This window comes from Streptomyces sp. NBC_01750 (assembly GCF_035918095.1).
GTDB lineage: Bacteria > Actinomycetota > Actinomycetes > Streptomycetales > Streptomycetaceae > Streptomyces.
The window spans coordinates 8854797-8870016 of the sequence record NZ_CP109137.1; the positions used below are offsets into that span (position 1 = coordinate 8854797).

Annotated in this window: 13 protein-coding genes; 9 read left to right on the plus strand and 4 right to left on the minus strand. The window is 63.2% G+C overall.

Translation table 11 applies throughout. From position 1 onward, the window contains the following. Positions 1 to 13: 13 nt before the first annotated feature. The 3 genes from OG966_RS39975 to OG966_RS39985 all read right to left on the minus strand — a co-directional run bounded on the left by OG966_RS39975 (position 14) and on the right by OG966_RS39985 (position 2413). The gene (locus OG966_RS39975; protein WP_326647207.1) at positions 14 to 1195 is read right to left on the minus strand and encodes an MAB_1171c family putative transporter; all 1182 of its coding nucleotides are present in this window, start codon (positions 1193 to 1195) and stop codon (positions 14 to 16) included. Further along, entirely contained in the window at positions 1192 to 1722 is a 531-nt protein-coding gene (locus OG966_RS39980; protein WP_326647206.1) for a toxin, read from the minus strand. Before OG966_RS39980 ends, OG966_RS39975 begins: the two co-directional genes overlap by 4 nt. A 265-nt stretch (positions 1723 to 1987) precedes the next feature. Continuing rightward, positions 1988 to 2413, minus strand: a complete 426-nt coding sequence (locus OG966_RS39985) for a helix-turn-helix domain-containing protein (protein ID WP_326647205.1) — start codon at positions 2411 to 2413, stop codon at positions 1988 to 1990. A gap of 240 nt (positions 2414 to 2653) precedes the next feature. Between OG966_RS39985 and OG966_RS39990 the strand changes: the two genes are divergently transcribed. The 3 genes from OG966_RS39990 (at position 2654) to OG966_RS40000 (ending at position 5650) form a co-directional block, all read left to right on the plus strand. Continuing rightward, positions 2654 to 3742 (plus strand): ParB/RepB/Spo0J family partition protein, encoded by a 1089-nt coding sequence (locus tag OG966_RS39990; protein ID WP_326647204.1) that lies wholly within the window; start codon positions 2654 to 2656, stop codon positions 3740 to 3742. Positions 3743 to 4053: 311 nt separating this feature from the next. Further along, positions 4054 to 4335, plus strand: coding sequence for a thioesterase domain-containing protein (locus OG966_RS39995; RefSeq protein WP_326647203.1), 282 nt, complete (start codon positions 4054 to 4056; stop codon positions 4333 to 4335). 1072 nt (positions 4336 to 5407) lie between these two features. Further along, on the plus strand, positions 5408 to 5650 hold the full coding sequence (locus tag OG966_RS40000) for a hypothetical protein (RefSeq protein ID WP_326647202.1): 243 nt from the start codon (positions 5408 to 5410) through the stop codon (positions 5648 to 5650). 778 nt (positions 5651 to 6428) lie between these two features. On the opposite strand, the gene OG966_RS40005 is transcribed toward OG966_RS40000, so the two are convergent. Next, positions 6429 to 7385, minus strand: coding sequence for an ArsR/SmtB family transcription factor (locus OG966_RS40005; protein ID WP_326647201.1), 957 nt, complete (start codon positions 7383 to 7385; stop codon positions 6429 to 6431). Positions 7386 to 7549: 164 nt separating this feature from the next. Here OG966_RS40005 and OG966_RS40010 point away from each other — a divergent pair, with 164 nt between their 5' ends. From OG966_RS40010 to OG966_RS40035, 6 genes are all read left to right on the plus strand, one after another. Next, complete coding sequence (locus tag OG966_RS40010; RefSeq protein WP_326647199.1) at positions 7550 to 8797, plus strand: MFS transporter; 1248 nt, start codon at positions 7550 to 7552, stop codon at positions 8795 to 8797. 406 nt (positions 8798 to 9203) lie between these two features. After that, positions 9204 to 10349, plus strand: a complete 1146-nt coding sequence (locus OG966_RS40015; protein ID WP_326647197.1) for a cytochrome P450 — start codon at positions 9204 to 9206, stop codon at positions 10347 to 10349. Between the two features lie 39 nt (positions 10350 to 10388). Continuing rightward, positions 10389 to 11402, plus strand: a complete 1014-nt coding sequence (locus OG966_RS40020) for an aspartyl/asparaginyl beta-hydroxylase domain-containing protein (protein WP_326647196.1) — start codon at positions 10389 to 10391, stop codon at positions 11400 to 11402. A 38-nt stretch (positions 11403 to 11440) separates the two neighbouring features. Further along, the gene (locus OG966_RS40025; protein ID WP_326647195.1) at positions 11441 to 12451 is read left to right on the plus strand and encodes an aspartyl/asparaginyl beta-hydroxylase domain-containing protein; all 1011 of its coding nucleotides are present in this window, start codon (positions 11441 to 11443) and stop codon (positions 12449 to 12451) included. A gap of 182 nt (positions 12452 to 12633) precedes the next feature. Further along, positions 12634 to 14028 carry a hypothetical protein gene (locus OG966_RS40030; RefSeq protein ID WP_326647194.1) on the plus strand — a complete coding sequence of 465 codons (1395 nt, stop codon included), beginning with the start codon at positions 12634 to 12636 and terminating at the stop codon, positions 14026 to 14028. Positions 14029 to 14031: 3 nt separating this feature from the next. After that, the gene (locus OG966_RS40035) at positions 14032 to 14784 is read left to right on the plus strand and encodes a class I SAM-dependent methyltransferase (RefSeq protein WP_326647193.1); all 753 of its coding nucleotides are present in this window, start codon (positions 14032 to 14034) and stop codon (positions 14782 to 14784) included. The last annotated feature ends 436 nt before the right edge of the window (positions 14785 to 15220 follow it).

Below are 15220 nucleotides of genomic sequence, written 5' to 3' on the forward strand. Positions count from 1 at the left end.
GATGTCTCCGATCTCAGTGCGTCGCTATCAGGCGGTTAAGGCGGGCGGCGAGTTCGCGGATCTGAGGTGAAGTGTCTGCCTTGGCGACTTTGCGTAGGAATTCGATCTCGCCAGGCAGGTCTGCACCTCCGAGGACCGGGACGGTCAGATCACCGCGCAGCAGGGGCGCTCCGCCTGCCTTTGCGTGTCGCGCTATGCGCAACCAGCAGGCGGTCACGCGGGGATCGACCTCGGCGGGTGGGGGTGAGTCTTCGTGTTCAAGCTGTGCCCGAACGTCATCCAGTACTGCCTGGGGGACATAGGCACGCAGATCGAGGACGGCGTCACGGATCTCGATCACTGTCCGGTAGAGGAGCAAGTCCAGCGGGTCAGAGCACCGCAGGAAACCAAGGCTGCGTTGTTGAGTCTGCGCCAGGCGGACGTCGGGCACCGCGTCGACCAGGTCACGCCACAGCGGCCAGAGCTGCCACAAGATCCGCATGCGTCTGAGCGCCAGCGCCGCCGCAGTCCCGAGAGGGACGCAGATCGCGCTCGCTCTTGAGAAGGCATAACAACCCAGCAGAAGTGGAGTGATAGATGGGAACCACGAGTATCGCATCCCGATATATGTGGCGCTGAGTAGCCAGTACGCCCCGGCGAAGACAGCACCGAGGCCGAAGAGCCGCAGTCCGACACGTAGGGCGAGGTCTAAACTCGCACGGCTGTACCACCAGCAGGCGGTTGCGCACACCAAGTTCGTGCTGAGGTTGACCGTGATAAGGACCACCCAGTATGTCGTGGAAGGGGTGGGATCACCAACGGAGGGAACCGTGTGTGACAGGTGCGGTTCTGCGGCTAGATCTAGCCAGGCGAGCGCGGTCATCACGAGCCCGGCTAAACCGTACAGCAGGTATGTGTGACGGCCGCGAACCGCCAGGAACACGAAGTCCAGTACGGCGGCAGAGGTGAGAACGCCGAACAGGTTTCGTGCCAACGCGGTCAGATGGGTGGGCCCGGTGGCTTGGTACACGAGGTCGTTGACCCATTGCAGATGGAGAGTCAACGCAGCTGCGGCGCCCAGGACCGCTAGCCACAGGGGCCGTTGCTCGCTTGAACGCATGACGGTCGGAGCACGTAGCACCACTGCCAACCACAGAGAGGCGACGCCAGCCGTCTCCAAGCCAATCCCGAAACTCAGTAATTCGCTGATCGTCACAGTCGACGTCCCCTTTGGGTGATTCCCAGTGCCTCGCTGAGTGCCCCCAGCGCGGGAGTTGGGGGCACAGCGATGCCGTCATTCTGTGTGGCGAGGATCAGACTTGCCATCATCTCCGCTTCTTGTTCCTGGGCATCAGAATAGTTTGAACGCTGCAGCATATTTCGGACTAGCTCTGGATTCAGATCCGGAAACACCAATCGGGCGGTCGCGTCGTCCAGGGATGAGCTGCTGCGATGTTCGCAGACTATGTGAGCCAGCTCGTGCACGATGATGTGGTCCTGGTGAGGTCGCGTAGTCTTGGCTTCGAATATGACGAGGTCGGCCGCGTCCGAGGCGATCCAAAGACCGCACGGCTGGGCGGCCCGCATGGCAATGGGAATCAGATGGAGAGGTCGGCCGCGCCGCTCGCTTAGACGAGCGCACAACCCGGCGATGTCGCACGACATGGGGAGCATCAACGCAGCCAGACGGGCCTCACAACTGCGGCGTAGGTGTGCAAGGCTGCGGCGCTGGCTGTATCTCATTTCCGGCGGCACTGGACGCGACCTCTCAGCGAAGAAGACCACCGACCGTACGAGTGTGGAGACGTTAAGTCTTCTACCTCAGCCTTGGTGTCTACACTCGGACGATTTCGACTCCGGCAACACCAGCCGTGGTGGTTCCTGCCGCCGGGCACAGCAGGCCCGGCAGGGTTAAGTCGGCGAGGAACTCTTCTGCTGTGCACCGTAAGAGCCTGAGAACCACTTGCGGCGGTGCGGGCCGGATGCGGCTCGGAAAAGGCACGCATCGTCACTCCTCGACAGGGGGGAGTCCATGCAGCTTCCTCACCTGATCAAGCATGGCTGTAATGGCCTCAAGGCTGTCCTGCTGCAAGCCCACAGCTCGTAGGGCGACCCCGCGGACGCCTGCCTGGCTCAGCACCTCCAGCCCCGCGAGCTGAGCGTTGACTCGCTCTGCATGGTCGGGGTCCACGAAATAGGCCGGCGAGACGCCGAAGAACTCTGCAAGTGCTGCCAGTAGTTCTTGAGAGGGGTGTGCACGAGAGCCGTTCCGCAGTGCTGACAGGTAGGCGCCACTAACGCGTATGTGAGGAAACTTCTCCTTGATCTTGTCAGCAACCTCGTTGTTAGTCCACCGCCGTCCCTCAGGGCGGCTCCTGGAGAACAGGCCGTCCAGTCGCTCGGCAAGCGTCGACTCCTCTGGCGCGCCAGTCATGCGTCCTCCTGTGGCTGAATATGCACCATCTACCCCTGTGCGACGGACAGTTGAAGTCTACTGCGGCGCCTCGTCTACTGGTTGACGAGGCGCCGTGGGCATGGAAGCATCTGCGGATCAACCGGTAGATTATTTGAATCTCAACTTTCATCTAACGGTTGACCGCCGGTTTGTGGCGTGGGTTGAGCAGTTGTTCTTCGGTTGTTGCTGATCTGAGTCAAGTGCTTCGTGGGCCACTCCATGTACGTGTTCGTGTCGATGGCCCGGCAGGAAGGATGCGTGATGATGGAAGGCATACCCCTGGAGCCTTCGCCTAAGAGTGATTTAGCAGAGTCGAGTGTCGAGCGCGTCTCTATCGCTTCACTGGTAACGGCAGATTCTCCCCGTTTGGCGGGTGAGGATATGGAGCATGGTCGCATGCTTGCCCAGTCCGAAGAAGTATTGCCTCCAATTATTGTCCACCGCCCGTCGATGAGAGTCATCGACGGAATGCATCGGCTGCACGCCGCGACTTTGCGGGGCCGGGATGTAATTGAGGTCAAGTTCTTTGATGGAAGCGTACGGGACGCATTTGTTCTTGCTGTGAAGTCCAACATGCAGCATGGTTTGCCGCTGACGCTATCGGATCGCACAGCGGCGGCACTACGCATCGTCAAGACACATCCGGAATGGTCTGATCGTGCGGTGGCCGCAGCGACCGGGTTGGCGGCGAAGACCGTCGCTGCCATTCGTCGGCGGTCGGCAACCGGGGAAGTTCCCCAGTTGCACTCCCGGATCGGGAGGGACAGCAAGGCCCGCCCGGTCAACAGTACGGAGGGCCGCAGGTTGGCGAGCGCTCTGATCGCGAAGAACCCTGATGCCTCACTGCGGGAGATCGCCACCGCGGCCGGCGTGTCACCGGGCACCGTGCGGGATGTGCGTCAGCGCCTGCAGCGCAACGAGGACCCGGTCCCTCCCCGTCAGCGCAGGGCCGAGCTGAATGCCGCGCAGGGAAGCCACATCGCGATGGACAGCGGTGCCGGAGCTGCCGTCGGGATGCTGAACCGGGAGACGGCCAGGCAAGCGCTCATGCGGGATCCGCAGCTTCGTATGTCTGCCGAGGGCCGGCTCTTGCTGCGCCTGTTCGGCATGCACATCGCCGACACCGGGCAGCGGCAGCGGCTCATCAACTGGCTTCCCAGCCGTTGGCGGTGCGCTGTCGCGGAGCTGGCCTATTCCTGTTCGCGGGACTGGTACCAACTCGCAAAACAGTTGGAGGCGTGCGACGAGCAGGCGACGGCGAGCATGTCTTGGGCCAGCCGGCTGGCTCGACCACATCCACCAGAGTGACCGGCAGCGCTGCGGCTGACGGCCTGTTCTAGCCCTACACAAGGAGGTGTACGCGTGAGTGAACGCTGGGTGCTGGAGCACACCGCGTCGGAGGGACCGGTTCAGGCTGTCGTTTACACCATCCCCAGCTCGGGTTCAGGGGCAGCTTCCCACCGTGACCTGGCACGTGGCTCGCCGCCGAGTCTCAGTCTGCTCACTGTGCGACTGCCAGGCCGGGAGAGCAGGTTCTCGGAGCCGCTGCGGCGCGACATGTCGTCTGTGGTCGCCGAGTGCACGGAGAATATCCGCGCCACGCGCGAGGGCATGGCGAGTTGTTCATTCTGCTGGGGGACTGTTCCGGAGCATTCGTCGCCTACGAGGTGGCGCGGAGACTGGAGCAGGAGGGACTCGCATTATGCGGGCTCGCCGTTCTCAGGCAGGTGGCCCCCAGTGCATGGGGCACGTCGTCGCCCATGGCCCATTTGCCGAGCGATCATTTCCTGAAGGCGCTGCTCAAGGCCGGGATCGTCTCCTCCGAAGTCGCAGCCGACAACAACAAGTTCTCGTTCTTCGAGCCCGTGCTACGGGCCGACCTGAGGTTTGGCGGGGTCTGAGGAGAGGAACCTCCAGGCGATGGCGATCAGGAAACATTTGCGCCCCAACGGATTTTGCGGCCATGAGTCGCCATACCCTCCGACTCGTCGCATCGCCTGTGAGGGCATACGACATGTTGTCGCCCGGCAGAGATGCTCGAGTCAGCCCGCTCGGCAGATTAGACAGGCGTGCAAGAAGCCCTCCTGGGTCGACTGCCACGGCCTGCTGACGCCGGCACCAACAAGTCGGCAGGCCCGTCGTCTCAGTCCCGGGCAGTGTCAGCCCCCACCTGGCTGCTGGGTACGCCAGTTCATCAAACCGGGGGCTGCGTCTGCCTTTTGCCAGCCTCCTGGCCCTAGCGCCTGATCTCACAAGGGGGAAGTTGAAATGCTTTACTCTGACGTCCATTGGTTACAGATCGCTTCGCATGAGCAAGTCGATGGGGAAACTGTTCCCCTCACCTCGCTCGTCGCGGGTGACACGCTTCGGATAAAGGGCACGAACGAGGGCCATGTCCGTGTTCTGGTGGAGATTGAGGGCCCGTTACCGCCTATCCTCGTGCACCGTCACACGCTCCGCGTAATCGACGGTAGGCACCGGCTGTTGGCAGCCAAGTTGCAGGGGCGAGAGACGATCGCCGTTCGGTTCTTCGAGGGGGACGAGGAGGAAGCGTTCGTCGCAGCAGTACAAGCCAACGCCACGCACGGTCTGCCACTGACCTTGGCAGACCGCAGAACCGCAGCCGCCCGCATCGTGCGGACGCACGCAGATTGGTCAGACCGCATGATCGCCGGGCTGGTCGGTCTCTCGCCCAAGACAGTCGGGGTCGTACGGCGGCGCCTAGCTGCTGAGGAATTTCCTCAGTCGACGGCTCGAGTCGGGAGGGACGGCAGAATCCGCCAGCTCCCCACACGGAAAGCGAAGGACGAGACCGTTCCCACGTCCGACCGCGGCGGAACTAAGGACGTTCCGTCCGGTGCGATGGCCAGGTCAGGTCGGGTCTCCCATGCCATGTACTGTCCACGCGAATCGTCGCGTGAGGCGCCTCCGGACCGTGCGAGCCACCAGCGCTCCAGCGCCGAACGGTGGAGGATGGCGTACCAGATTCTGCGCCAGGACCCGTCCGTGCGGATGACGGAGACGGGTCGCTTCCTGCTGCGGCTGCTGGATATGAATCTGATCCAGGCTGATGAATGGGAACGGCTTACGGACAACGTGCCGCCACACCGAGCAGAGTCCGTGGCCGCTCTGGCCGTGGAGTGCGCCAAGACATGGCACGACTTCGCAGCGAGGGTCATGTCGCAGAGTGTAGGCAGTTGCCACGACGAGAAATGACCGGCACCACCGACACGGGTGCATGCATCCGACCCGCTGACCGGTCTCTTCTCAGTCCGTCATCCCACGGCTGTCGGCGACGCATTAGTGGTCCCGGATCACTTTCCGTGCCAGAGCCTCGGAGGTCACCGAAGCCGCGACCATCAACGGCCGTGGGTGATGTCTTCCCTACTCGAGGTACTGCCGGTGCTTGACGCCCTCGGGCGGGAGCGAGCGTGATGCTGCGCCGGCGGCAGACCTTGGGCGGGCCCGTGGGTTCGGCTCGAGGGCGACGAGCGGGAGGTGGATGCCCCGGCTCATCGATCTCGGTTTGATGGGGCACCGGGCCTTGTCGGCTTCGGCCGGGCGCATCGCGCGCTGATGCCCGACCTTGCGGGTCCTTGTTCTCCTTGGGCATCAGGCGTTACGGCGTTCGAGCGGCGATGCGCCGGGTCGGAGGTGGGTCCGCACTGGCCGGTCCAGTACGACTTCACGGCCGGGATGGAGGAGAAGGTCTCCGTTACACAGACCGGCGGCCGCAATAGGTAGACCGGGACCGATGAGGCTGCCTGTCGCTCGTCGCGGTCACGGCCCGGCAGAACCGTCAAAGTCCGGTCAAAACCCCACCGCGTGGCTGCCGCTCAGCTGCGACTTGTACTGCCAGTACGCGGCCGAGTGGACCGACACGAAGCTGCGCTCGTACGTCGACACCGGCCCGGCGGAGCGGGATGCGCTGTTCCGACGGGAAGATGGCGATCCTGCCGGCGCCGGCATCCATGGCTGCTGAACCACGACCGATTCACGCGTGTGATGCGGCGCTGGTATCCCGTGAGGCTCTGGCGGTGCGTGCAGTGGGCGTCTTGCTGACCGCGACGGCGGCCAGCGCGTCGCCCAGCGGTGTGCGGCGGTAGAGCACCGATCGCCCCATGCGGGCGCGGTTGACCATCCCGGCCTCGCGAAGTACGGCTAGGTGTCTGCCCGCCGCGCCGAGCGTCATCCCCAGCATCGCGACGAGTTGGGTTGTGGTGGCCGGTTGCTCAAGAGCCGTCAACAGCCGTGCTCGCGCTGCGCCGATCAGCGCGTGCAGGGCTTCAGGGTCGGCATCGAACGACGTTTCCCATATGGCGGCCACACCGCGGGCTGGGTATATCAATGCCTTCGGCCACGGTTGGTCGACGTGCACGACGAGGCCGGGCCAGACGAACACGGACGGCACCAGGAGCAAGCCGTCCCCGTCGAGCGACACTGGATCCCGGGTCGGGTCGCCCTTCAGTTCAATGGCGCCGTCGTGCCAACGCACTCCATCGTGCAGGCCGTCCAGCGCGGCCGCCCATCCGAATTGCGACAGTCGCCCGGCGCGGTGCACGACGTCGTAGTCACAAATGGCCCGGAGCTGGTGCCAGAGCGGGGCGAGCAGCGCGTGCCAGGCCTGGTCGAGAGCGTGGGCGATGCGGTCCACAGGGTCGGTGCCGCGCAGGACGCGCAGCGAGCGCTGATCACGTACGGGATGCCCAGCCAGCCACTGGTCGATTTCCTGTCGTGCCTGGCGCGGGGGCGTGGCCTGGATCGCGGCGAGGTCGTCGGGCCAGGTCTGGGCCATGCCGGCCGGAGGCTGGTTGATGAAACCGACACCGCTGTGGGCTGACTCCAGGGCAAGTACGGCATGCAGGTCCGTTTCGCGCAGCAGGCAGCGGTATGCCGGCTCCAGCCGGTTGACCCATCTCGCCGACAGAGCTGAACGCGAGCCTCCGCTCAAGAGTCGGAGCAGACGCGTCAACTCCGTCAGCGGTGACAGCGCGAACCGGGTTCGAAGCAGGTCTTCGGCGCACACTTCCAGTCGGAACACCTGTCTCCCCCTCTGCTTTTCGCGTCCGTGCGAAACATTAGCCATGCAATCGGCTCGGCGGCACGCTTCTCGCCATGGCATCGAGCGACACCGCAACGGCATCAGCGACGTACCGGGAAGTCTTCGACAATCCCGTATTCCGCCTTCTCTTCGGTGCCAACCTGGCTGCGGTCCTCGGCACGACGCTTCGCATGGTTGCGCTGTCGCTGCTGGTGTACGACGTGACGGGTTCCGCTTTTCTCACCGCACTCACCTACGGAATCGCCTTCGCACCGCAGGCGATCGGCGGTGTTCTGCTGGGAGCGTTGCCCGACCGGATATGCCCACGAGCCCTGATCGCGGCCGGTCACGGGCTCGAATGCGCGGTCGGCGCAGTGGTGGCGCTGGCCCCCCTGCCGATCGGCGCCGGCTTGCTTCTCGTGGCGGTGCTCGGCGCGCTCACCCCCGCGTTCCGGGGGGCCACGAGCAAGGTCATCGCCCAGTCGCTCCACGGTGACGCGTACGTCCTGGGCCGCTCGCTGGTCGGCCTGACCATGTCCGGCGGCCAACTGGTCGCACTCGCGGCCGGAGGGCTGCTCGTCGCGTGGCTCGGCGTACCGGGCGCGCTGCTGACCGGGGCGCTCTGCCATCTAGCTGCGGCGATCGTTGTCCGCATCGGTCTGCCGAATCTTCCCGTCGAGGGCAGGGCGGCCGGCACGGTCGTCCGGCAAAGCTGGTCCGGTACAAGACAATTGATGAAGGAGCGCGCCATGCGCTCTTTGTTCTTGGCGCAGTGGCTACCGCCGGCGTTCATCGCGGGGGTGGAGAGCCTGATCCTTCCGTACGCCCGCGTCCGCGGTTTCTCCGTCACCGCGGCGAGTCTGCTCCTGGCCTGCCTGCCGGTGGGCATGATCGTTGGAGACCTCCTGATGGGCCGTCTGGTCCGGCCTGCGACCCGCGTCCGACTGGTCATGCCGCTCATGACTCTCGTCGGAATCGCCTTTGTGCCCTTGCTGTTCGAGCCGCCGACGCTGGTCTGCGCTGCGCTCCTGGCAGTGTCCGGCGTGGGCAACGCTTACATGCTGGGCGTGCAAGGACGGTTCCGCGACGTCGCGCCGACCGCACTGCTGGGACAGGCTTTCGCGCTGTTGGGCACGGGTCTGATGGCCTTGCAGGGGGTTGGCCCGATGGTCCTCGGAGCGCTTGCGGAGTGGACGGGTTATGGCGCTGCCGTCGGTGCAGCCGGCGTGGCCACCGTCGCCACAGCCGCTGCGCTCTGGCCGGGATGGAGCCGGTCGACCGCCCCTCTAATGAACGGCGCCGCACAGACGCCAGACAAGTAACGGGCCGGAGGTCGGCTGCGAGCCCGTCTCGGGTCTTGCACGCCCGGTGATGACGACGTGCCCGTTCACCGGGCACACGCGGAACCGGCCATCCTCAGGACGGCAACGGCGGCTTCTCACGCAGAGTGAAGCTTTGATTCCCCCGTCCGACCCCCGCTCGGCGAGGGTCACTCACGGGCGAGACTCCCAGGTCACAGGGGCATCTTCCCGTCCCTTCGTACTTTCGACGCCCCAGCCTGAGATATGGCACGGGAACGGGTGAAAGATTTTGGCCAGGGAGGGCAAATAGATTGCCTTTTGCTGTGGCGACCCTGAAATATGCATCGGGAAGCGAACACGGCAGCTCAGAACAATGTCTGGGCCGGATGACCATTCCGCCACGATGCCTAGTGAACCTGGATTCGGCATGCAAACCTTAGATCCATTGTCCACCGAGGTACTTGAGAATCCCTACCCGGCGTATGAGATGCTGCGACGTGAGGATCCCATCCATTGGCACGAGAAGCTCAATGCCTGGATGGTCACCCGGTATGCTGACTGCTCGCAGATCCTGCAGGACCATGAGACATTCGTGTCAGACTTCCGGGTGACAGGGGAGGAGACTCCCGACGAATTTCTCAGTCTGCAGACTCTTGACCTTCCCGATCATGCCGCCGTTCGCAAGGCCATCCTTCCTGCGCTTCGCAAAGTCGACCTGAAAGGCTGGCTTCGCGAGACGAAGGCGCACGCCGAGAAGTTGTTGAGTGTCGTAGACGTCAGTGACTTCGACTTCATAACGGAGTTCGCGGAGCCTCTGGCGGCCCATAGTATGTGTGTCCTGTTCGGGATTCCGCTGCTGGAAGACGAGACGGCCTTTCGTTCGGCGCAGCGCGATCTCGTGCTCAGCATGGACTCGGGGCTGGAACCTTCCCGCCGTGAGGCTGGGATGCAGGCCAGACGTCACCTCAGTGGCCTGGTCGAGCCGTGGATCGAGCACGCACCTCCGGCCGGCCTCCTGAGCGACGTGGATTACTCTGCGGTTTCCGGTGAGCAGCTCAACTTTCTCGTGAACTCTCTGCGGGCAATTTTTGTAGCTGGATACTCTTCCACGAGTAGCGCATTCGGGAACGCTATTCGCGCTCTGGCAGAGCAAGGAATTTTCGATGCTGGTACGGTGCCTGAGATCGATCAAACGGCCTTCCATGAGCTGGTGAGATTCGATGGAGCTGTTCAAGCTGAGAGCAGGGCTGTGAGCCGGGAATCACAGGTCGGCGGAAAGCGCCTGCGGGCCGGTGAAGTGGTCGTGGTAATGGTTGGGTCTGCCAATCGGGACGGAACGATATTCTCCGACCCCGATAAGTTGGCATTTGACCGCTCGCAGAACCCCCATCTCGGCTTCGGTAAGGGTATTCATTCCTGCTTGGGAACCAGGCTTGCCTTGCTGCTGGGCGTCGAAATACTCGGCGACTTCGTACGCCGCTACAGCATTCAACTCAGGGAAGTACCGGTCCAGCGTCCCACCGCAACTCTGCGTGGTCTCGACCGACTGCAACTTTCCATCGTTAACCGGTAGCTGAGCGACCGTCATCGCACTTGCAAGGGGGACCATCACATGAGCCAGATCGACAACTGGCCCCAGGCGCCGATTCTCACGAAACTCCCTGCCGTCGCCCGACTCCGGCAGGAGTACGACGCCGACCGCCTGCGTAAGGACCTCGCGCAGCTCAACGGACTGACGTGGAACCAGCCTCGCATCGTCTCGGGCGAGGGGGTCGGCAAGTACGTCACCGATTTGGACTGGCGTTCCATAGCGCTGCGCAGCCTGCGTGGTGAGGCCACCAGGAGCGACGCCGGCGGGCCCGGGCTGGCGGAATTCGCCGACACCCGGTGGCTAGCCGACACGCCCTACTTCAAGGAGGTCTTGGCCGGCATCCCAGCACCGTTGCGCGCCGTACGCCTCATGTTGTTGGGCCCAGGAGCCGAGAGTCCGCTCCATCACGATACGAAGTATGGCTTGCCGTGGGGCGCCCTGCGCCTTCACGTGCCGGTTCTGACAACGCCGGGTGCGGTGCTGGAGATCGATGACACGACACAGCGCTGGCAGCCGGGCCAACTGTGGTACGCCGACTTCACTCGGATGCACGTCGTGCGGAACACCGACCGCGAGCCGCGCGTGCACATGGTGATCGACTGCCAGCCGACGGAAGAGCTGCTGGAACTGTTTCCAAGAGAGTTCCACACCGCCGATGTGCGAAGGAACATCCTTTTTGCCTCGGAACAGCCGACTTTGTCGATAGAGGAACTCGCTGCGCTGCGCTGCACATTTCGGCTTCCTCGGTCCTTCAAGTCGTTTGAAGAGGAGGACGGGGTGTTCACCGTGGCTCAGGAATGTGAGATCGCGACGATCGACCTCTTCGAGGACTCTCTGGGCCTCCACATTGACGGCCAAGCCGCCTTCAAGCTCGTTCATGTGGGAGACCGGGAGTTCCGTCTCGCCGGCTGGAGTCGCGAGCGGACGATCCAGCTGATCCCCAGTGAAAAGAACGGCGGTGACAAGGTGATCCTCCGCAGCCGCTGCGGCAATGTGGTGCGGTCTCTGGAGATTCCTTCCTCTCGTCCGCTGTAGGGAAGTCGCAGATCGCCTCGATTCAATGGGAGAACATCGTGGACACAAGGCCCTGGCCGCCCTCTCCGATTCTCGCCAAGCTCCCTGGTAGCGCACGCCTTGCCCGCACCTACGATGCCGCATCGCTCCGCGCTGAGCTTGAGGACTTGGCAGAAGCTCCCTGGGCGGCAATCGAAGTGCATGCGCCAGACGGAACAACACGTGAGAGTGACTCCATCGGCTGGCAGAGCCTCAGGTTGCGACACATGGCCGCCGCCCCTCGCCCCAGCGCTGGCGACTTCCCGTATCTGAGAGATTACGCGGGATCGACATTGCTTGAGAATATGCCTTATCTCGCCCGGCTCCTGGGAGACTTCCCCGCTCCTCTCCGCGGAGCGAGGCTGATGGCCACTCGGCCCGACACGCATGGTCCTACCCACAGTGACGAAAAGTGTGGTCTCCCGTGGGGCACCGTCCGCCTGCACGTACCCATCTCGACCACCCCGCAAGCGACGCTGACCGTTGACGGCGAGGCACATTGCTGGAACGCAGGAGACCTCTGGTACGGGGACTTCTCTCGCCCGCACGCCGTGGCGAACACCGATGAGGCTGTGACGCGGGTTCACCTCGTCGTCGACGCGGATGTCACCAAGGAGCTGATGGCACTCTTTCCGGAGGAGTTCAGGACGCCAAGCGTGCTCGACAACACGCTCTACGTCCGTCCGGAGGTGCCGCTGGGCCCGGTTGACGTCCGGTCGTTCAGATGCGAGTTCGACATGCCCGCATTGTTCACGTCCTTCCTGGAGACGGATGCCGGCATTTTCCGGCGGCAAGGGCTGGTGCCAGCTGCAGTGGACTGCCCGGATGGGACCCCTGTGCTGTTCATCGAGGGGATCCCCCGCGCCGATCTAATACATCTAGGCGAAGGCGAATTCCGGCTCGGCGGGTGGACCATGGAGCGGACCATCCTGATTCGTCCAAACGGGACGGGCGGGGCCGAAATCACATTCCGCATACGGAACGGCGATGAGTGTCACACGCTATCTCTTCATGGAGATCGGCTGTCGTAATCCCGCCGTCCAATGACTGATGCGAGCACTGCCGATAATGACGGCTCGTGTCTGAAATGACCGCAACAACAAGGAGGTGGGCCATGCGTTACGTGCACTGATAATTCCCAGGGGTGCGGTCCGGCCTTCTTAGAGGCTGGACCGCACCGGCACACCAGCCTCTCCACCCCATACCGCTATTCATGAAGGAGCTTGTCATTCTTGAGTATGAGATAGCTAAACTTAACATGGCTTTTCATGAATACGTGGCTCCGCACGCTGAACTACTGGGATCGTATTTCGACGCGGATGGGGAAGCACTTAGAGAGGTTCGAGATGCTTGCATGTATTCCATCGGCGAGCGTCTCCCGGTCCCCCCACCGCTGGTGCCCACTGCGCTGACAAAGCGACTGAAGGGTCTACACCAGGCCTTCCGGAGCGGTTTGAATCACGTCTACGAAAACCGCATGGATGCATCCTGGGAGCGACTCGCCGACGAGCTTCGCCTGGACGGCCCTTCCAATCGGTATATCCGGGCCTCGCGCCGTCCCCGGTGGGCGCATGTCGGTCGCCCTGATGTAGTGATCCACGGAGACGTCGTCACCATGGTCGAGCCCAACGTGGGCACTTCTTGCGGCGGCATGCCGGACGCGGACCTGCTGGCGCGTATCTTCATGGAGGCTCCGGTCATCGGGGACTTCCTGCGTGGAATTGGCGCGACCCCAGGCGACGCCATCGGACCAATCGCCAGCCTGATCCGGGCAGAGATGAAGGGCCAAGCAACCGAGCCTGACGGCCTGGTTGTCGTGATTGAACGACAAGAAGAATTGGCCAATCCCGGCTTCTATCACTGCACCATGCTCGCCAGAGAACTCCGTAGACACGGGATCAAGGCCGAGGCGGCTGCTGTCGAAGACCTGGAGGTGGCAGAAGATGCGGTGACCTTCCAGCGGCAGAAGGTCGCCGTCGTCTATCGCATGTGCGGCGAACAGCCGGATCCCGTGGGACTTTATCCCAAACTGGCGCCCTTGATTGACTCCGCAGCTGACGGAAACGTCTCGCTGCTCGATGATCTGGGAGACCAGATCGCCGGAAACAAGACGATACTCGCCGTCCTGTCCGAAGAAGTTGATGCGGGTCGGGTGCCCGAGCCCACCGCCACACTGTTGCGCAGCTTTATTCCTTGGAGTCGGATTCTAAGCGATACCAAATCCCTGATTGATGGAAGCAGTGTTGATCTGCTCGCGTGGTGCGAGGCGCAGCAACAAGATTTAGTACTGAAACCCGGTACCGGGTTTCAAGGTCGCGGAGTGACGATCGGCTGCGAAGTGGATCCGGCGCAGTGGCGAGAGGTGATCGAGTCTGCTATTTCCTCCTCGGAGGCCTGGCTAGTCCAGCGTCTCGTCCGGACCAAGCCGACGCGCATAGCGATTAGCCGGAGCGGAACGCTCACCCATGAGGAGAACTTTGTTGATTACGGCTATTACGTGGCCGGCGATGCGATCGGTATCGCTGGGATCAGGAAGAGTGCCCCATTCGGAAAAATGACGAGAAAGGTTAAGCCGCCAGTTTTCGCGCCACTATTCTTCGTTCAGTGACGGATGGAAGGCACCCACACCGTGGCTCATCAGGGCAATTTCGGCACGCACCCGGGCGGTCAGGAGCGAAGGCGTCAATCCGGTCGGGGGGACGGGCCCATCGCGCGGGACGGAAGTCCTGTCGCGTTGTACACCCGTCTTGCCCCCCAGGGGGAAGCAGAGATCGTCAGCTCCGCAGTGCTCGTACCTTCCCGCATCCTGGAGCTCGGCTGCGGAGCCGGACGCGTCACTCGCGCCCTGGCCAGCCTTGGCCACGAGGTCGTCGCGGTCGACGAGTCCCGTGACATGCTCGACGGGTTCCCGGCGCTCAACGTTCTTTCCCCCGTCGAGAAGATCCATTCTTCGATCGAGGGCCTGCGATTGGCGGCTTCCTCGTTTGATGGAGTCGTGCTTGCCTCGCAGCTCATCAATACCATCAACGTCGTGGCGCGTAAAAGTATGCTGGATACCTGCCGCCATCATGTACGCCCGGGTGGTTCGATCGTTATACAGAGGCACGACCCGTCCTTCCTGAGAGACCCGATCGACCGCAGAGCCGGTAAGAACCGTTTTATCGTGCGGGACATTGAGCAGTGCCCTGACAACGTGGTGGGAGGCGTTCTCGAATACCACGTCGACGGCCATATATGGACCCAGCAGATATGGGTGCAGAAGCTCAGCGATGACGACCTGGCTGAATGTCTGCGCGATTCCTCGCTTCGCCTTGAGGAGTTCCTAACGAGCGACAGGACCTGGCTGCGGGCGACGCCCATCTAGAAGAGACCGGTGTACGTGGCGCTACGAGACCAGCCACGGCGACCTGGGGTAGGTGCCCCTTCGAGGATGGCGACGTTACCTGGCATGCTCCTCCGGCGGGAGGGACAGTCGCCAGTGATCGGCGTGAATGACACCACTCAGAACTCCGGCAGCGCTTCACGATCGCTCGCGAGCTCGGGCCCAGCGGTAGGTGGCGTCGCCGCGGATCGGTACTTTCGGTGCCGCCTTCACGTAGAAAGCGCCCTGGACGTACCGAACTCGGGCCGCCGCGCCTGGGCCTTGCCCTTGTCCCGATCTCTGCTGGTCAGTGGGCCGCACGCTTCGCAGACGGCCGTAGCCCGAGTCGAAATGAACTGCCGTGTAGGGGAGCCAGGGCTCCTCGCTGGGTCTACTGCATGACCTGCAGATGAGGGTGGTCGAAGGATTCAGCGCACAG

Bases quoted from the DNA above. Each gene is read 5' to 3' on its own strand.
- OG966_RS39980 (WP_326647206.1), bottom strand. From the start codon at position 1,722: ATGAGATACAGCCAGCGCCGCAGCCTTGCACACCTACGCCGCAGTTGT.
- OG966_RS39985 (WP_326647205.1), bottom strand. From the start codon at position 2,413: ATGACTGGCGCGCCAGAGGAGTCGACGCTTGCCGAGCGACTGGACGGC.
- OG966_RS39990 (WP_326647204.1), top strand. From the start codon at position 2,654: ATGTACGTGTTCGTGTCGATGGCCCGGCAGGAAGGATGCGTGATGATG.
- OG966_RS40000 (WP_326647202.1), top strand. From the start codon at position 5,408: ATGGCGTACCAGATTCTGCGCCAGGACCCGTCCGTGCGGATGACGGAG.
- OG966_RS40010 (WP_326647199.1), top strand. From the start codon at position 7,550: ATGGCATCGAGCGACACCGCAACGGCATCAGCGACGTACCGGGAAGTC.
- OG966_RS40015 (WP_326647197.1), top strand. From the start codon at position 9,204: ATGCAAACCTTAGATCCATTGTCCACCGAGGTACTTGAGAATCCCTAC.
- OG966_RS40020 (WP_326647196.1), top strand. From the start codon at position 10,389: ATGAGCCAGATCGACAACTGGCCCCAGGCGCCGATTCTCACGAAACTC.
- OG966_RS40030 (WP_326647194.1), top strand. From the start codon at position 12,634: ATGAAGGAGCTTGTCATTCTTGAGTATGAGATAGCTAAACTTAACATG.
- OG966_RS40035 (WP_326647193.1), top strand. From the start codon at position 14,032: ATGGAAGGCACCCACACCGTGGCTCATCAGGGCAATTTCGGCACGCAC.